This window comes from Nocardia sp. NPDC050718 (assembly GCF_040654235.1).
Taxonomy (GTDB): Bacteria; Actinomycetota; Actinomycetes; order Mycobacteriales; family Mycobacteriaceae; genus Nocardia.
Genome location: NZ_JBFAHQ010000010.1, coordinates 1 through 17,068, shown reverse-complemented (window position 1 = coordinate 17,068; position 17,068 = coordinate 1). Strand labels below are relative to the sequence as shown.

Sequence of the window (17,068 nt, the reverse complement as noted above, 5' to 3'; positions counted from 1 at the left end):
CGGTCGTGACGAGCGCGGTGTCTGGTCCTGGCCACCGGCGTCTCCCGGTTCAGGTCACCAGTCCGTGGAGGATGGTCTCGGCGATCGCGGTGCTGTCGTCGGCGTCGTCTGGGCGGCCGAAGCGGCGAGCCCAGGGTGCCTGTCCGTAGAGCAGGGCGGGTTTGGTGATGACGAAATGGAAGACATGCCAGGGGATGTCACGGATGCGCCCGGCGGCGACGAGGCGGTCGAAGACTGGCCGGATCGTCTCGGTGAGGGGCTCGGTCACCGTGTACAGGTGGTCGAGGCGGTCGGATTCGCGGGCGGCCTCGTAGTCGATCACCTGGTTGAGGTGGGGGTAGTGCGCGCTGGCCCGGTGGAATGCCCGGACACCGTTCATCAGCCATTCCAGGTCGTCGGCTGGTCCCGCCGTCAGGGCGGCGGTCAGTTCGGCGGACAGGTTCTCGACCTCGTGGGCGATGACGGCCCGCCAGAAGGCGTCCTTGGAGCCGTAGCGGTCGTGGATGAAGGTGTGGCCCATACCTAGGCGGTCGTTGAGTTCGCGGACCGAGACCGCCTCGTAGCCGAGATCGGCGAAGGCCCGCAGCCCCTTTCGCATGAGTTCGGTGTGATCGGGTGTGCGGGTCTCGCGTTTCGGCCGGCCGGGTCCGCGGCGTGTCATCGGTCTCCTTCGCGCTGCGACTCGAATATCAGACAGGTGCCTGATATTGTAGGGGTATTCGCTCATAGTGCCGCTCGGCCGGTTCGAGGACGTTGCCGACGTCGGCATCCCCAGCCGGCAGGAGAGCAACGCATGCCACGTACACCCATCGACATCACCGTCCCGGACCTGTCCGGCCAACGCGCCGTGGTCACCGGTGCCAGCGACGGCATCGGGCTGGGGATCGCCACCCGCTTGGCCGCGGCCGGGGCCGAAGTGCTGCTCCCCGTGCGCAATCCGCGCAAGGGGCAGGCGGCGATCACCACCGTCGAGCGCGCCGTCCCGACAGCGAACGTGGCCCTGCACGCCCTTGATCTGTCTTCCCTGGATTCCGTCGCAGCCCTCGGGCAGACCTTGCTCGGGGAGGGCCGACCGATCCACCTGTTGGTCAACAACGCCGGTGTGATGACACCACCGAACCGGCAGAGCACCGCCGACGGGTTCGAGTTGCAGTTCGGCACCAACCATCTCGGCCACTTCGCCCTGGTGGCGCACCTGCTGCCGCTGCTGCGCGCCGGTGCGGCGCGGGTGACCTCCCAGATCAGCATCGCCGCCGACCAGCACGCCATCAACTGGTCCGACCTCAACTGGGAGCACTCCTACAGCGGCGCGAAGTCCTACAGTCAATCCAAGATCGCCCTGGGGCTCTTCGGCGTCGAACTCGACCGCCGCAGCCGAGCCGGGGGATGGGGCATCACCAGCAACCTGTCGCATCCCGGCGTCGCGCCGACGAACCTGCTCGCCGCGCGTCCGGAGGTCGGCCGCGCGAAACAGACCCCGCGCCGCAGGTTCATCAGCGCGCTGTCTTCTCGCGGCATCCTGTTCGGAACCGTCGAGACCGCGAAACTCCCGGCTCTGTATGCCGCGACCGCACCCGACGCGCAGGGCGGGCGGCTCTACGGACCCAGCGGCCCCGGTCACCTGGGTGGTCCCCCCGCCGAGCAGAAGCTGTACTCCCGCCTCGCGGGCACCGACGACGCTCAGCGCATCTGGCAGATCTCCGAGGAATTGACCAAGGTCGCCATTCCGGGCGACTGAATCAGCCCGCGGCGCTCAGAGCCAGAGCGGATCGCCGAATACCGCGCCGGAGTCGTCGGCCTTGGTGGATTCGAAGAGGACGTAGGTGTACTGCCGGATATTCACCGGTCCGACGCACGAATTGACCGTGATATGAAAGTCGCGGACGCCCAGGCTGATCGTGTCTCCGGGAACCATCTTCTTCTCCGCGACCGGGACGTCGACGATCTCGCCGGGACTGAGTTCCACGACCGCGACCGGGCCGACATTGAAGTCGTCGACAGAGTTGTCCGTATTCGAGTCGACATAGACGTCGGGCTCGACGCCGACTGTGCCCGAGCCCAAGGTCACCGCGCATCCCACGTGGTATCCGACCATGATCTTTCCGCTGTCGCCGCCGTCCAGGCGACCGTAGGAGACGCTGCTGACAAACGCTTCCCTGCTCGTTGCCAGCATGTTCAACGGGGGGATCCGATTGATCACTTCGTTGCGATTTCCGACCATGAAGGTGACGCCGTTGGGGGACACATAGGACGCCTCGTGGGGTGCCATGGCGACCGAGTCGGCATGTGCCGGGGAGGCGAGAACCGGCAGGACAGAAACTCCGAGTGCGGCAGCGACAATCGTGAGAATTCTGAAGGGCATTTCCACAGGGTAGACATCGAGTTCGCGAGCGTCCGGGAGAAACGCGGTCGCGTCGGGCAGAGCATTGGTCCGCACGCCCGCCGTCAGTGCCGAGCGTGGCGGGTGGCGTACCACTGATCACCGGCAGGCTCACCGGCCAGATTCCAGCTCCAGGACTCTGTCGGGGTGATGCGCAGGTAGTAGCCGGGACCCACCATGCCCGTCCGCTCGACCGGCGGTTCGGCATGACCGTAGACGCGCACGCCCCGCGCGATGAACGGGTCGAGCGAGACCAGGTCGTCGACGACCAGTGCCACCTCGGCGCTGCCCGAAGCGACATTGCGTGCCTTGCGGGTACCGGGGAAAGTCGTGCCACCGCCGACCCAGAAGTAGGTGCCGTCGAACTCGTAGGCGACCGGAACGACGTCCGGTTGCCCGTCGGCGGCGCGGGTGGCGAGGCGAGCCAGCGGCTGCGACCGGAGATAGTCGAGTTCGGCATCCGTGAAGCTCATGCCATCGTATTATTCCGCACCCGGTCACCGCCGGTGCGACCCTGAACCACGGGACTGGTTGTGTAAACAACCTCGAATCGAAGGAGTCGAATGCGTATCGGGGTATCCGGGCCGCACGGAACCGGTAAGACCACGCTGGTTCACGAACTGTGTTCCCTTTTCGTTGACCTCACGCCGATCGAGGAACCGTATGTCCAGCTCGAGGAGGACGGCTACGACTTCGAATACCCGCCGTCGCCCGCCGACTATCGTGCCCAGCTGACTCGCTCGATCCAGCTACTCGACACCGAGCCCGACGGATCCGTGTTCGACCGGACTCCGGTGGACTTTCTGGCCTACCTGTCGGCGACCGGCGTCGACATCGCGTCCGCTATCGATACTTCCGCAGTCCGAAACGCCGTGGCCAGTCTGGATCTCCTGGTACTGGTGCCCATCACTCCCGAGACCGAGCGGCTGCTACCCCCGGCGGAGATGCTCGGTCTCGGCCGCACGGTCAACGACATCCTCCTGGAGTTGGCCTACACCGACCCGCTGGATCTCCTCGCGGATGTTCCTGTGGTCGAGTTGAGCGTCCCGTTGGCGAACCGGGTCGAGACGATCGGCGCGATGATCCGGTAGCCCGGATCGCGTACAGAGCCGCCGGTCGGGGGCACGGACGATCGACCGGACCTGCGTGCAAGCCGCTCAGCCGACATTCGCCGCCGCGAGGTCGGCGGACAGCGAGGCGGTGAGCGCGGTGACCGTGGTGGTGCCGAAGACGCCCGTCCGGTCGTAGAGCTCGGCCGTTCCGATCGCGATGCCGTCGCGTTCGTGACGGTCTGTCGCCGAGACGCCCATCTCGTCGCCGATCGGCAGCCGGCTGAGTGCGACGGTGACGTCGGTGTTGATGTACTCGAGTCCCTGGCTGCCGAGGTTGGTGACCACGTTCGACACGTCGGCCACGGCACACGCGAACTGGAACGGGCTGGCTTCCTCGCCGTGGATCACGGGGATAGACTTGTGCCACAACCGATTCCGGCTGATGTTGTGGTGCTGGGTGGGGTCGGCGTCCCAGCCGGCATCGCCGCTGTAGTAGATGCGGCTGTCGTCCGGAGCGCGATGCCAGGTGGGCGGCGGTGGGATCGGTGCCCCGCTCGCCGACCAGCAGCGGCCCGTCGGAGCTTCGCCCGCGGCCAGATACAGGGCGCGAGCCGCGGCGACCGGTGTGCCGTCTTGGTGCAGGCGGGCGTCGACCAGGCACAGCCGCGTGCCGGTGCGCACGATCTCGGTCTCGACGGTGCCCGGGCGCATCGCGACCGGGCGGAAGAGGTCCAGGGTCCAGCGGGTGGGGCGCAGGCTGTCCGACCCGAGTTCGGCGACGCGGTGCTCGACCTCACGGGCGAGGGCCGCGCTGACCGCCATACCCCGCATCTGGCCACCCGCCCAGCCGCTGCCCGCGACGGGAGTGGGGCACAGGAGGCCGGGGGCGGTGGGGTCGGTGTCGAAGAATGCGGTCTGCCGCATCGAGATCCTTTCGGGGACAGCAATGTCGATGAAGCGGGTCGGACCGGACCGCGAAGCCGTACCGGTCGCACGGTCGGCGATCGTCGACTGCGCGCCGGTGACGGCGCAGCTGATCTCCAGCCCTCATCACTTCAGTTGAATATTATATATTATCGTTGAACCCGGACGTCGAAGGGTCGACGACCACGACTCCCGGCCGGAGAAAGCGGGTGACGAGAAGGCGTGCCGCGGTGATTCTCAGGCCTGCTCGTCGGTGTCCTCGCTGTACTTCGCCCAGTCGTCCGCGGGCGGAGTGAGCAACTGCTCGACGAGAATCTTCGCCGCGGGGCCGAAGTCGCGTCCCCGCGCGGTCGCCAGATGGATCCGGCGCTCGGCCCACGGCTCGGCCAGTTCGAGGACGCCGACCCGGCCCGCCCACTCGTGCCCGACCAGGCACTCCGGCTGCACGGTGACGCCCAGCCCGGCGTGCACCAGCGAGATCGCGGTGCCGCCGCTGCGCAGCACGTGCCTGGGCTCGTATTCCCCGCCGGTCCGCTGCGCGGCTGCCCGCAACGCGCCGACGAGGGCGCGTGGCGCGATGAGATTCTCCGGGAGTAGATCACGGATCGTCACGCTCGTCCGGTCGCCGAGCCGATGCCCGAGCGGCACCACCGCGACGAGCCGATCGCGCCGGTACGGCGTGACGTCGACGCCGTCGAGGTCGAGTCCGTAGGCCGAGGCGAACACGCCGATGTCGGCCTCGCCGCGCGCGACCTCCTGCACGATGTCGGCGTTCTCCACCTCGTGCACGATCAGGTCGACGAGGGGATACTCCCGGCTGAACTCGCCCAGCTCACGAGCCAGGAACGGCACGATCACCGACCGCGCCGACACCACCCGCAGTTCGCCCTGCGCGCCCTCGGTGAGCGAGGCGAACTCCGCGCGCATGTCGTCGAGGCTGTCGAAGATCTGGCGGGCGTGCCGGGCCAGCACCGTGCCGGCCGGGCTCGGGACGACGCCCTTGGGTGTGCGATCGAGCAGCTTCACCCCCGCGATGTTCTCCAGCACCTGGATGCGTTTGGTGGCCGTGGACGCGGCGATGTTCTCGCGGATCGCCGCGAGCCCGATCTGCTGCTCCTCGATGGCCGACAGGAACAGCCGCAGGGTGAACAGGTCTACCTGCCGGATCAGGTGCAGTCTGTTGAATGCGCTCATGTCACCTTCGCGATCACACCACAGTGGGCGAACGGGCCGAATCTGCAAATATTATATATCTACGCGCCCACGTTGGCGTCGTCTCGGCGGGATGCGCCGCTCAGCTGGTGACCCGCTCGATGAGCGCGACCTTCACGTGGTCGGGTCGCTTCAGGGTGCCGTCGGGGACCAGTTCGACCACGGTCTTCACGTTCAGGGCCGAGCGCACCCGCGCCTCGATGGTGGTCCGCAGCTCGTGCTGCTGCTCGGCGCCGAGGCCGTCGGCGTACTCGACGACCAGGGGCAGCGGCCGCTGGGTGGAGTGGCCCTCGAAATCTGCCCTGATCCGCATCTCGCCGGTCGTCGCCGGTGCCAGTTCCAGCACGAGTTCCTTGACCGCCGACGGGAACAGATTGATGCCACGCACGATCAGCATGTCGTCGGTGCGGCCCACGCAGCGCACCTTGTAGCCGGTTCGGCCGCAGGCGCAGTCGGTACCGGTGACCACCACGTGGTCCCGGGTGCGGAAACGCAGCAGGGGAGAGGCTTGGCGGCGCAGTGCGGTGTAGACGAGCTCGCCACCGGCCCCGGCGACCGGGGCGACCTGTGCGCCCGTCTCGGGGTCGATGAGTTCGGCGATCATCAGATCCGGGGACAGGAAGTGCATGCCGTCGCCGACCTCGCACTCGCCCCAATAGGTGCACGCGATGTCGGTGCCGCCCAGCATCTCTCGCGCGGTCGCGCCCCACAGCGACTCGAGCTTCTCGCGGACCGCGGGCAGGCCGCCCCCCGGTTCGCCGCCCACGCTGATCGCCCGGACGCCCAGTTCGGCGGCGGCGCGCCCGACGATCGCCGGAGCCTGCTCGGCGAGATGGGTGAGGAAGTACGGTGTGCCGATCAGGGCGTTGGGTCGCTGGTCGGCCTGCACGCGCAGCAGTCGTTCGGCGCCCGCCTCGGCGCCGATCGGGATGTCGACGATGCCCATGTACTGCAGGATCTGGACGATCGGCAGGCCGCCGACGAAGCCCTTGCTCATCCCGAACCCGTGCAGCAGCCGGTCGCCGGGCCGGAAGCCGTTGGCGTAGAGGGCGCGTGCGCCCAGTTCGCTCCAGGTGCGGATGTCGTTCGCGGTGAGCCCGACGTAGGAGGGCGAACCGGTGGTGCCCGAGGATGCCTGGATCTGCACGATGTCGGCCTCGGCGGCCGCGACGTGCGCGCCCAGCGGCGGAGCGGCCGCGAGGCTGTCGCGCAACTCCTGCTTCTCCGTGAACGGCAGCTCCGCCAGGTCGGCGACTGTGCGCACCTTGTCCACATCGACGCCGTGCTCGGCGAACTTCGCCTGGTAGAACGCGCTGTGGGCGGCGAGGTAGCCGAGCTGGTCGCGGAGCCGCTCGTCCTGGACCCGGCGCGATTCCGTCGCGGACAGCGTCTCGACGGCACTCCAGTACCGCGCCGAGAATGGAACACTTCGCATGATGACTCCCGAATGGCCGATGCCGCATCGCCGCGCTACTGTGCTGGTTCGGCGATGATTGTTCCCCGACCATAGTTCGGTGGATTCCGCTATTCAATTCGATGTCTTCGAAGTGGTCGATTCGAATATTTGCACTTGCTTATGGCCAGGTCAGCGGCTAGTTCGTGGTGTTTCGACGGTGTCGAACGGCGGATTCGAAATTCATCACTTGGCACCTCGGATGTGCGCAATTACCGTACTGCTATCGGCGGACTATCACCCGAAATCCCATCGCAATACGGAGTGAGTATGAATTCGAATTTTCTGGATGAAGCGCAGGCGGACTGGCTCGACGTCGTGAACAAGTTCATGGACGAGGAGATCACCGTCGAGTACGTGCGCAACTGTGATGTGAACCGGGACTACCCGTACGAGGCGTACGAGAAGATCGCGGCCCAGGGCTGGCTCGGCATCCTGATCGACGAGGCCGACGGCGGCTCCGGCGGCGACATCTTCGACTACTCGCTGATGGCCGAGGGCCTGGGCAAGTTCGGTTTCGACTTCGCCTGCTCGGTGCTGGTGCCGACCTTCACCGCGATGAACATCCTCAAGTACGGCACCGACGAGCAGAAGGCGCGCTACGTCAAGCCGTTCATCGACGGCCAGATCCGGTTCTCGGTCTCGATCTCCGAGCCCGACGCCGGCTCGGATGCGTCCAACACCAAGACCCGGGCCCGGCGCGACGAGAACGGCGACTGGATCGTCTCGGGCCAGAAGCTGTGGTGCTCGGGTGCCGCGGCGAAGGACACCGTCATCGCGATGCTGGTGCGCACCGACGCCGACGACAAGCACGGCGGCCTCTCGGTCCTGTTGATCCCCAACGACACCCCCGGCCTGGACATCCGGAAGCTGCCGACCCTGTCGCGGCACGCCACCGGTACCACCGAGATCTTCCTCGACGAGGTCCGCGTCCCCGCCGACGCGCTGCTGGGCGAGGTCGGCCAGGGCTGGAAGATCATCACCGACCACCTGGAGCTGGAGCGCTGTGCGGTCGCCGCCGCCTACGTCGGCAACGCCCAGGAAGCGGTCAAGGCCGCCAACAAGTACGCCCACGAGCGCATCCAGTTCGGCAAGCCGATCTACGAGTTCCAGGTGCTCAAGCACATGCTGGCCGAGAACCAGACCCGCGTCGACGCCGCGCGCCTGCTCTGCTACCGCGCCGCCAAGATGAAGGCCGCCGGTCTGCCCGCCGCCCGCGAGACCTCGATGGCCAAGCTCTACGGCTCCGAGACGCTCAAGGCGTGCGCCCTGGACGGCATGCAGATCCTCGGCGGCTACGCCAACCTGCCCGAGGCCGACATGGAGCGCTACCTGCGCGAGAGCGTGCAGTCCACCATCGGCGGCGGTACCTCGCAGATCCAGCGCACCATCATCGCCAAGTCGATGCGCCTCTGATCCCGCACGCCCGCAACAACTTCGAGGAGAACCTGCGATGGCCACCATCAACAACCGTATCGATATGCCGCTCGACGAGATCGAGGTCGGCACCGTCTTCCGCTCCGGCGGACGCACCATCACCGAAGCCGACGTGGTGAACTACTGTGCGCTGACCGGCAATTGGATCGAGATCCACTCCAACGTCCACTACGCCGCGCAGACCCGCTTCGGTGAGCGCCTGGTGCAGGGTTCGCTGACCTACTCGCTGATGACCGGCCTGATCCAGTTCGGCCCGTCGATCCAGGCGAACTACGGCATCGACAACCTGCGCTACCTGAAGCCGGTGCTGATCAACGACACCATCTACGTCACCGCCGAGGTAACCGCCAAGAAGGACAAGGACGAGAAGTTCGGCGTCATCACCTTCCTGATGAAGGCGCTCAACCAGCACGGCGACGTGGTCCAGCGCAGCGAATGGAGCCTGCTCATGCTGCGCAAGCGCGAGGATCTCGACGCGCTCGTCGGCGCCTCGCTGCCGACCGAAAAGGTGCGGGGCTGAGGTCATGACCGCACAACCCATCGCGGCGATCGTCGGCATGGGCGACGCCTATGCCACGCGCGCGAATCGCAAAGATCCGCTGCAGCTGGCCGTCGAGGCCACCGTGGCGGCGCTGGCCGACGCGGGGATCACGAAGAACCAGGTGGACGCCCTGTTCACCGGTCGCTCGCCGTGGGCCGACAAGCGCTCGCAGTGGAACAACATCTTCGCCTCGCACATGCAGATGCCGGTGACGTTCACCAGTGAACTCACCCTGCACGGTGCCGGCCTCACCGCCACCCTGGCCCAGGCCTCGCAGATGATCGCCACGGGCAAGGCCGAGTATGTGCTCTGCCTGCAGAGCGACGCGACGGAGTTGTTCGTCGACGCCGTGGCCATGGGCGCGGAGGCCGACGCGGATCCGCAGTACGAAGTGATCTACGGACCCACGATCCCGTCCCTCTACGCCCAGGCCGCGCGCCGGTACTTCCACGAATTCGGGATCACCGAAGCCGATCTCGCCGAAGTGGCCGTCGCGAATCAGCGCTGGGGCGCGCACCATCCCCACGCGGCCAAGGCCAAGCACGGCGAGATCGACGTCGCGACCGTGCTCGCGTCGCCGTACGTGGCGACCCCGCTGCGCCGGTGGATGTGCTCCACCTGGGGCGGCGGCACCGGTGGCGCGCTGATCGTCACCGCACCCGACAATGTGCGCGCCGACCAGCAGCCGGTGTACCTGCACGGCTACGGCTCGGCCACCACCCACGAGTACCTGTCGGACCGGATGAACATGCGGACCTGCAAGTTTCCCGACTTCGGCGCGCTGCCGAACCTCACCCACACCGCCACCATCGAGGCGTCGCGGCAGGCCTACGCGATGGCCGGGCTCGGTCCCTCCGATATCGACATGGTGCAGATGTCGGTGAACTTCGCGCACATGGGCCCCATCGTCATGGAGGACCTGGGCTTCGCGAAGAAGGGGCGGGGCATCGACGTCTACCGGGAGGGCCGCACCGGTGTCGACGGCGACCTGCCGACCGACACCAACGGCGGCTGGCTGTCCTTCGGCCAGCCCGGCATCTCCTGCAACATGGACACCATCATCGAGACCGTGCGTCAGCTGCGCGGTCAGGCACTGGGACTGGCACCGCGGCGCAAGCCGGAAACCGCACTGGTCCAGGGCGCGGGCGGCATGCTGGCCGCGGGCAGTGTCCTCGTGCTGGCGGCCTGAGCGGAATCGGGAGAACAACATGAGCGAGACAACCGCACCCAACGCGTGGCCGCAGCCCTACCAGCTGCTCGACGCCGCGCCCTACTGGGCGGCACTGGACGAACAGCGGCTGACCTACCAGCGCTGCGGCGACTGCGCCGAAGCCGTCTGGCCCGCGCACTCGTACTGCCCCTACTGCGACTCGGCGGCGCTGACCTGGGCGGAGTCGGCCGGGCGTGGCACCGTCTACTCCTTCAGCACGGTGCTGCGCGGCCCGACCCCGGTGTGGGCGTCGATCACGCCGTACACCGTCGGGTTCGTGCGGATGGCAGAGGGCTACATGCTCTTCGCCCAGATCGAAGGCGACCCCGAGGCCGTCGCGATCGACCAGGAAGTCACCGTACGGTTCGTCGAACGCGGTGCCCAGACCATCCCCGTGTTCACCGCGGCGAACCCCGGCTAGAGGTGCACTATGACAGCACAGGAGCGATCCCGACCAGGGCAGGAGCAGCCGATGCAGAACGAACTCCCGCTGTCCGGGATCGTCGTGGTCGAACTCGGTGACAGCGCCTCGGCGCCGTTCACCGGCAAGATCCTCGCCGAACTCGGCGCCGAGGTGTGGAAGGTCGAACGGCCTACCGGCGATTCCTCGCGCGGCTGGGGCCCGAGCATGTGGCAGGGCAGCGGTGCGGCCTTCCACGCGCTCAACCGCGGCAAGCGCTCCATCCGCATCGACATCAAGGACCGCGACCAGCTCGCGCTGCTGCATCAGCTGATCGCCGAACGCGCCGATGTGTTCCTGCACAACCTGCGGCCGGGCTCGGCGGCGAAGTACGGCTTGGACGCCGAGAGCCTGCGGGTGACCAAGCCAGAACTCGTGCACTGCGAGGTCGGCGCGTTCGGGCACAGCGGGCCGATGAACACCCTGCCCGGCTACGACCCGCTGATGCAGGCGTTCTCCGGGATCATGAGCATCACCGGCGAACACACCGGCCCGCCGGTCCGCGCGGGGGTGTCGATCATCGATTTCGGCACCGGGATGTGGGCCGCGATCGGGATCCTGGCCGCGCTGCACCGGCGCCGGTCCAAGCTCGACGGCGCCGCGGTCAACGCGTCCCTGCTGGAAACGGCGATCGCGTGGATGTCGGTCGGCGTGGCCGGCTACAACACCGACGGGGCGCCGGGTGAGCGTCACGGCTCCGGTGTCGCGTTCATCGTCCCGCACCGCGCGTACTCGGCCGCCGACGGCGATCTGATCGTCAGCTGTGGCAACGACGGCCTGTTCGCCCGCTTGAGCGAGGCACTGGACCGGCCGGAGTGGGCGAGCGACGAGCGGTTCGCCACGAACACGGCCCGGCTGGCCAACCGCGCCGAGATCGATCGGCTGATCGGCGATCGGCTGGCCGAGCACCCGCGGGCACACTGGCAGCGACGCCTGCAGGACTTCGGTGTTCCGGTCGCGCCGGTGCAGACCACGGCCGAGATGGTCACCCACGAGCAGACAGAGGCGCTGGGCATCATCGGCGCTCCGTCCGCGGACGAGATCGGGGTGGTCGGGCTGCCGTTGTCCTTCGACGGCCGCCGCCCGCCACCCTTGCCCTCGGCCCCTGACATCGGGGCCGCCGACGACGAACTGCGCAAGATGCTCGGGCAGGGCGGAATCGGCGATGGGTAGCGGTCCACTCGCGGGCGTGCGCGTCCTCGAACTCGGCGGGGTCGGGCCGACACCGTTCTGCGCCATGCTGCTCTCGGATCTGGGCGCCGACGTCCTGCGGCTCGACCGGCCGCCGGGCTACGACGGCGGCGCCCCGATCGACGCGCGGTTCAACCTGCTCAATCGCGGCAGGCGCAGCGCGGTCGTCGACCTGAAACAGCCCGCGGCGGTCGACGCCGTGCTGAAACTGGCCGGCCAGGCCGACATCCTGCTCGAGGGGTTCCGGCCCGGGGTCGCGGAGAAGCTGGGTCTGGGGCCGGAGCCGTGCCGGAAGGCGAATACGGCGCTGGTGTACGGCCGGATGACGGGGTGGGGCCAAGGCGGTCCGCTGGCCGCCGATCCCGGCCACGACATCAACTACATCTCGTTGACCGGTGTCCTGCACGCGGTGGGCCGGGCGGGCGAACCGCCCGCCATTCCGCTCAACCTGGCCGGCGACTTCGGCGGTGGCTCACTGTATCTGGCGCTCGGAGTGGTCTCGGCGCTGCTGGAGAGCCGGACGTCGGGGCAGGGGCAAGTGGTCGACGCGGCGATGGTCGACGGTTCGGCCTCGCTCATGACCCTGTTCTACGGCCTGTTCGCCGCGGGCTACTGGACCGACGACCGCGGCGCGAACCGGCTCGACTCGGGCGCGCCCTGGTACAACGTCTACGAAACCGCTGACGGTGGCTGGATCAGTGTGGGCGCCAACGAGTCCCGCTTCTGGCGCAACCTGCTGCGCGTCCTCGGCCTCGACGAAGCGGACTTGCCGGGCCAGCACGACAAGTCCGGCTGGCCCCGGATGCGGGAACGATTCGCCGCGGTGTTCCGCACCAGGACCCGCGACGAATGGTGCGCCCTGGCCGACGGGCAGGAGGCGTGCCTGACACCGGTGCTCTCCCTGGCCGAGGCGCCGCGCAACGCCCATCTGCGAGCCCGCGGCACCTTCGTCGACATCGACGGCGTGACGCAGCCCGCGCCCGCACCACGATTCAGCCGGACCCCGGGCGCGATCCAGCGTCCGCCGTCCGAACCCGGGCAGCACACCGACGAAGTCCTGGGCGAGTGGGGCTTCACCGACACCGAACGGGCGGCCCTGCGTGCCGCGGGTGCCATCGGCTGATCGCCCGACTTACCCCCGCTCTCGATTCAGCGGGCGCGAATCAGCGGTTCGGAAATCATCAATTGATTCCGGAAACGGGGTGGATATGATGGGAATCACCATTCGGAGACGGAATTCCGATATGAGTTCGCAGCGTGGCGAAGCGGCACGAAGGTAATCGGAACGCGGCGGAAGACAATTCATCAGGCGGGTGTGACCGATATTCTGTCGGGCCCGTGAAGAGTTCGGCCGACCATCGCTTCTTCTACGTGCCGGGAAGCTAGCGGACCCACGACCGATCCCGTGTCCAGAAAAGTGGACAGTCGAGTGCGAATCGGACACATTCCGTAATTCGCCCGAACCATTCTTTCTCGCAATTATTCAGGCCGTGAATATCGGCACCCCGAATCAGCAGAGGTGAAAATGACTGCCACCCTTCCCGTCACTCCCGCCGTGGATCGCGACGGTACGCCCCACTACCGCATGTTCATCGACGGCGAATGGGTCGATTCCGCGACCAGCATTCCGGTGATCAACCCGGCGACCGAAGAGGTTGTCGTCACCGTGGCGACCGCGGACACCGGCCACGTGGACGCGGCCGTCGCCGCGGCCAAGCGGGTCCACGAGTCCGGCGTGTGGCGCAATACCCCGCAGAGCGAGCGCGCGGCGGTGATCGATCGCGTGATCGCGAGCCTGGCCGCGCGGATGGACGAGCTGGCCGTGCTCAGCGCGCGGGAGACCGGCATGCCCGTGCGCGTGGCGGGCGCCATCGGGGTCGGCTTCCCGATCGTGCACCTGGGCCACTACGCGGAGCTGGCGCGGACCTACGAATTCGAGCGGTCCGGCCCGGTCACCGGTCAGGTGCTCTCCGCGAGCTTCATCCGCAAGGAACCGGTGGGCGTGTGCGCGGGCATCGTGCCGTGGAACTTCCCGGCGTTGATCGCGGTGTGGAAGTCCATTCCCGCCCTGGCCGCCGGCAACACGGTCGTGCTCAAGACCGACGAGAAGACCCCGATCTTCGCGCTCGAACTGGGCGCGATCCTGCGCGACGCGGGCCTGCCCGACGGCGCGTACAACGTCGTGGTGGGCGACGGCCCGACCATCGGCGGTCACCTGGTCAAGCATCCCGATGTGCGGCTGGTGTCGTTCACCGGCTCCACGGCCACCGGACGTCAGGTGATGGCCGATGCCTCCGCCACGGTCAAGCGCGTGGTGCTCGAGCTCGGTGGCAAGGGCCCGAACATCGTGCTCGACGACGCGGATCTGGATGCGGCCGTGGATGGTTCGATCTACGCCTTCCTGCTGCACGCGGGTCAGGCCTGCGAATCGGGCACGCGGCTGCTGTTGCCCGCCTCGATTCACGACGAGTTCGTGGCCCGCCTGATCGAGCGGCTGAAGACCCTGCGGATCGGCAGCCCGCTCGATCCGGCGACCGACATCGGCGCGGTGATGAACAAGACCCAGCACGAGCGGATTCTCGGCTACATCGAGAAGGGCAAGGCCGAGGGCGCGACCCTGGTGCACGGCGGTGGCGTGCCCACCGGCGAAGGCTTCGACAAGGGTTTCTGGGTTGTGCCAACTGTTTTCACCGGTGTCACCAACGACATGACGATCGCCCGCGAGGAGATCTTCGGCCCGGTGCTGTCGGTGCTGAAGTACGACACCGTCGAGGAGGCGATCGCCATCGCCAACGACACCGAGTACGGCCTGTCGGCGGCGGTGTGGAGCCGGGACAACCAGCGTGCGCTGGAGGTGGCCCGCCAAATCGAGGCAGGCTCGGTGTGGGTCAACGACTTCCACAACATCTCCCAGTATCTGCCGTTCGGTGGATACAAGCAGTCGGGCACCGGCCGGGAACTCGGTCCGGACGCGCTCGGTGAGTTCACCCAGGACAAGGGCATCACCGTCGATCTGTCCGGCGATGTCAGCCGCCGTGCCTACGGCCTGGTCCTCGGCACCCCGCCGTCGGCCGAATGACCCGGGATCGAGGTCCCGCACCCGGTGCCCTACATCCACGAGCACGCTTGAGCGCCATGGCTGATCATCCGGTAGTGGTGGGGAAACTGCTCATCGACGGTGACTGGGTTCCCGCCACCTCCGGCCGCGGTTTCGATGTCGTCGATCCGGGCACGGAGGAGGTGATCGGGCACGTCGCCGACGCGTCGGCCGCCGATGTCGACGCGGCGGTGCGGGCCGCCCGCCGTGCCTTCGACGAGGAACGCTGGCTGCGGCTGTCGTCGGCGCAGCGGGGCATCGTGCTCTGGCGGGTCGCCGATCTGATGGCGAGCCGCGCCGAGGAATTGGCGCGGCTGGAGAGCCGCGATGTCGGCATGCCGGTGTCGCAGGCGGCGCTGATGGTCGCCGAGGCGGTCAACCAGTTCCGGTACTACGCGGGGCTGGCCGACAAGATCCACGGCAGCACAGTGGATCTCGGCCCGGCCGAGCGCCGGATGCACGGGGCGACCTACCGGGAACCGGTCGGCGTCGTGGCGATGATCGTGCCGTGGAACGCGCCGCTGATCGCCATGTCGATGAAGCTGGCGCCCGCCCTGGCCGCCGGGTGTGCCTGCGTGCTCAAGCCTTCGGAGGAGGCACCGCTCACGGCGCTCGCGCTCGGGCGAATCCTGCTCGAGGCCGGTGTTCCGGCGGGCGTGGTGAACATCGTCACGGGCTTCGGGCCCACGGGCGCGGCGCTGGCCGAACACCCCGGCGTCGACAAGATCAGCTTCACCGGCTCGACCGCCGTGGGGCGCAAGATCGTCGCGGCGGCGACCGGCAACTTGAAGCGGGTCTCCCTCGAACTGGGCGGCAAGTCGCCGGTGGTGGTGCTGCCGGAAGCGGACATCGATGCCGCCGCGGCGGGCATCGCGGTCGGCATCTTCTGGAACTCGGGGCAGATCTGCACCTCGGGCACCAGGCTGTTCGCCCACGAATCGGTGTACGAGAAGCTGGTCGACGCGATCGCCGAGCAGGGCCGGTCGATGAAGGTCGGGTACGGCACCGATCCCGATGCTCTCCTCGGGCCACTCATCTCGCGTCGGCAGCTCGATCGCGTCGCCGGCTTCGTTGATCGCGGCGTCGACGCGGGCGCTCGAATCGTCAGCGGCGGACAGCGACTGGGGGAGCGCGGCTTCTACTATCCGCCGACCGTGGTCGCCGATGTCACGCCCGCGATGGAGATCGTTCGCGAGGAGATCTTCGGACCGGTGTTGTGCGCGATGCCGTTCACCGATCTCGACGACGCGATCACGCTGGCCAACGACACCGAATACGGTCTCGCGGGCAGCGTCTGGACCCGCGACATCGCGGTGGCCCACCGGGTCGCCCGTCGGCTGCGCGCGGGCCGCATCGGTGTCAACGTCCATCGCGCGGGCGGGGTGCAGATGCCCGTCGGCGGCTACAAGCAATCCGGCTGGGGCCGGGAGAACGGCCCCGACGCGCTCGAGGAGTACCTCGAGACGAAGTCCGTCGTCACGATGCTCGACCGCTGACCGCCGGAAGATCAATCAGCTCAGCCACTGTGAAGGGTGGAAAACATGACCAATGGACTGCAGAGCCTCGAGACGAAGATCCAGTGGGCCATCGATCTGGAGGAGATCAAGATGCTGATGGCGAAGTACTGCCACGGCATCGACAAGAAGGAACTCGAGACCTTCCTGTCCATCTGGTCGGCAGACGCGGACTATCTGCTGCCCCGCGGGGAGGGCCACGGCATCGAGGGGATTCGGCGGCTGGTGGAGAAGGTGTGGCAGCAGGTGCCCCAGTGCCATCACCACATCACCAATCCGGTGGTGGACATCGCCGGCGACGCCGCGACCGCGCGTGCCGATGTCTTCTACTTCCGCCTGACCGCCGACGGCACACACCAATTGCTTTCCGGCGGATACGACTTCGCGTTCACCAGGTCCGACGGTGAATGGAAGATCCGGAAACTGGAGTTCGCGGCCTTCGTGACGGCCAGCCCGATCTTCGCGGAGAACGACCGCGGCTGACGGTCGCGACAGCACAGACGTGGGTGGCCGGGGTTAAAAGAGTGTTTAAGCGCGCGGAAGGGAGGGGTTGGTAAATTTTTAAAAATGATATTTGGTAACAAAATTAAAAATCGG

At 67.6% G+C, this 17,068-nt stretch carries 17 protein-coding genes; 11 read left to right on the top strand and 6 right to left on the bottom strand.

The features are described from left to right. Positions 1–49 precede the first annotated feature (49 nt). Positions 50–661, bottom strand: a complete 612-nt coding sequence (locus AB0H54_RS30470; protein WP_357350080.1) for a TetR/AcrR family transcriptional regulator — start codon at positions 659–661, stop codon at positions 50–52. A 132-nt stretch (positions 662–793) separates the two neighbouring features. Here AB0H54_RS30470 and AB0H54_RS30465 point away from each other — a divergent pair, with 132 nt between their 5' ends. Next, positions 794–1,738, top strand: a complete 945-nt coding sequence (locus AB0H54_RS30465; protein WP_357350078.1) for an SDR family oxidoreductase — start codon at positions 794–796, stop codon at positions 1,736–1,738. 15 nt (positions 1,739–1,753) lie between these two features. Here the strand turns inward: AB0H54_RS30465 and AB0H54_RS30460 are convergent, their stop codons facing one another. Further along, positions 1,754–2,437 (bottom strand): MspA family porin, encoded by a 684-nt coding sequence (locus AB0H54_RS30460; protein ID WP_357350076.1) that lies wholly within the window; start codon positions 2,435–2,437, stop codon positions 1,754–1,756. Positions 2,438–2,445: 8 nt separating this feature from the next. Beyond that, positions 2,446–2,853 carry a PPOX class F420-dependent oxidoreductase gene (locus AB0H54_RS30455; RefSeq protein WP_357350075.1) on the bottom strand — a complete coding sequence of 136 codons (408 nt, stop codon included), beginning with the start codon at positions 2,851–2,853 and terminating at the stop codon, positions 2,446–2,448. A gap of 90 nt (positions 2,854–2,943) precedes the next feature. Between AB0H54_RS30455 and AB0H54_RS30450 the strand changes: the two genes are divergently transcribed. Next, positions 2,944–3,471, top strand: a complete 528-nt coding sequence (locus tag AB0H54_RS30450; protein ID WP_357350073.1) for an AAA family ATPase — start codon at positions 2,944–2,946, stop codon at positions 3,469–3,471. Positions 3,472–3,537: 66 nt separating this feature from the next. On the opposite strand, the gene AB0H54_RS30445 is transcribed toward AB0H54_RS30450, so the two are convergent. The 3 genes from AB0H54_RS30445 to AB0H54_RS30435 form a co-directional block, all read right to left on the bottom strand. Beyond that, positions 3,538–4,356: an acyl-CoA thioesterase domain-containing protein gene (locus AB0H54_RS30445; protein WP_357350071.1), complete on the bottom strand. Its 819-nt coding sequence runs from the start codon at positions 4,354–4,356 to the stop codon at positions 3,538–3,540. A 237-nt stretch (positions 4,357–4,593) separates the two neighbouring features. Next, positions 4,594–5,550, bottom strand: coding sequence for a LysR family transcriptional regulator (locus AB0H54_RS30440; protein WP_357350069.1), 957 nt, complete (start codon positions 5,548–5,550; stop codon positions 4,594–4,596). Between the two features lie 100 nt (positions 5,551–5,650). Next, entirely contained in the window at positions 5,651–7,003 is a 1,353-nt protein-coding gene (locus AB0H54_RS30435; RefSeq protein WP_357350067.1) for an AMP-binding protein, read from the bottom strand. A gap of 288 nt (positions 7,004–7,291) precedes the next feature. Between AB0H54_RS30435 and AB0H54_RS30430 the strand changes: the two genes are divergently transcribed. The 9 genes from AB0H54_RS30430 (at position 7,292) to AB0H54_RS30390 (ending at position 16,954) form a co-directional block, all read left to right on the top strand. Next, positions 7,292–8,437 (top strand): acyl-CoA dehydrogenase family protein, encoded by a 1,146-nt coding sequence (locus AB0H54_RS30430; RefSeq protein ID WP_357350065.1) that lies wholly within the window; start codon positions 7,292–7,294, stop codon positions 8,435–8,437. Positions 8,438–8,474: 37 nt separating this feature from the next. Beyond that, on the top strand, positions 8,475–8,978 hold the full coding sequence (locus AB0H54_RS30425; RefSeq protein WP_357350063.1) for a MaoC/PaaZ C-terminal domain-containing protein: 504 nt from the start codon (positions 8,475–8,477) through the stop codon (positions 8,976–8,978). Positions 8,979–8,982: 4 nt separating this feature from the next. Continuing rightward, on the top strand, positions 8,983–10,188 hold the full coding sequence (locus AB0H54_RS30420; RefSeq protein ID WP_357350061.1) for a thiolase family protein: 1,206 nt from the start codon (positions 8,983–8,985) through the stop codon (positions 10,186–10,188). 19 nt (positions 10,189–10,207) lie between these two features. Further along, positions 10,208–10,630 (top strand): OB-fold domain-containing protein, encoded by a 423-nt coding sequence (locus AB0H54_RS30415; protein WP_357350059.1) that lies wholly within the window; start codon positions 10,208–10,210, stop codon positions 10,628–10,630. A 51-nt stretch (positions 10,631–10,681) separates the two neighbouring features. Continuing rightward, the gene (locus tag AB0H54_RS30410; RefSeq protein ID WP_357350057.1) at positions 10,682–11,842 is read left to right on the top strand and encodes a CoA transferase; all 1,161 of its coding nucleotides are present in this window, start codon (positions 10,682–10,684) and stop codon (positions 11,840–11,842) included. Next, the gene (locus AB0H54_RS30405) at positions 11,835–12,983 is read left to right on the top strand and encodes a CaiB/BaiF CoA-transferase family protein (RefSeq protein WP_357350056.1); all 1,149 of its coding nucleotides are present in this window, start codon (positions 11,835–11,837) and stop codon (positions 12,981–12,983) included. Before AB0H54_RS30410 ends, AB0H54_RS30405 begins: the two co-directional genes overlap by 8 nt. 402 nt (positions 12,984–13,385) lie before the next feature. Next, positions 13,386–14,939, top strand: a complete 1,554-nt coding sequence (locus AB0H54_RS30400) for an aldehyde dehydrogenase family protein (protein WP_357350054.1) — start codon at positions 13,386–13,388, stop codon at positions 14,937–14,939. Between the two features lie 56 nt (positions 14,940–14,995). Further along, on the top strand, positions 14,996–16,453 hold the full coding sequence (locus AB0H54_RS30395) for an aldehyde dehydrogenase family protein (RefSeq protein WP_357350052.1): 1,458 nt from the start codon (positions 14,996–14,998) through the stop codon (positions 16,451–16,453). A gap of 45 nt (positions 16,454–16,498) precedes the next feature. Further along, on the top strand, positions 16,499–16,954 hold the full coding sequence (locus AB0H54_RS30390) for a nuclear transport factor 2 family protein (protein WP_357350050.1): 456 nt from the start codon (positions 16,499–16,501) through the stop codon (positions 16,952–16,954). The last annotated feature ends 114 nt before the right edge of the window (positions 16,955–17,068 follow it).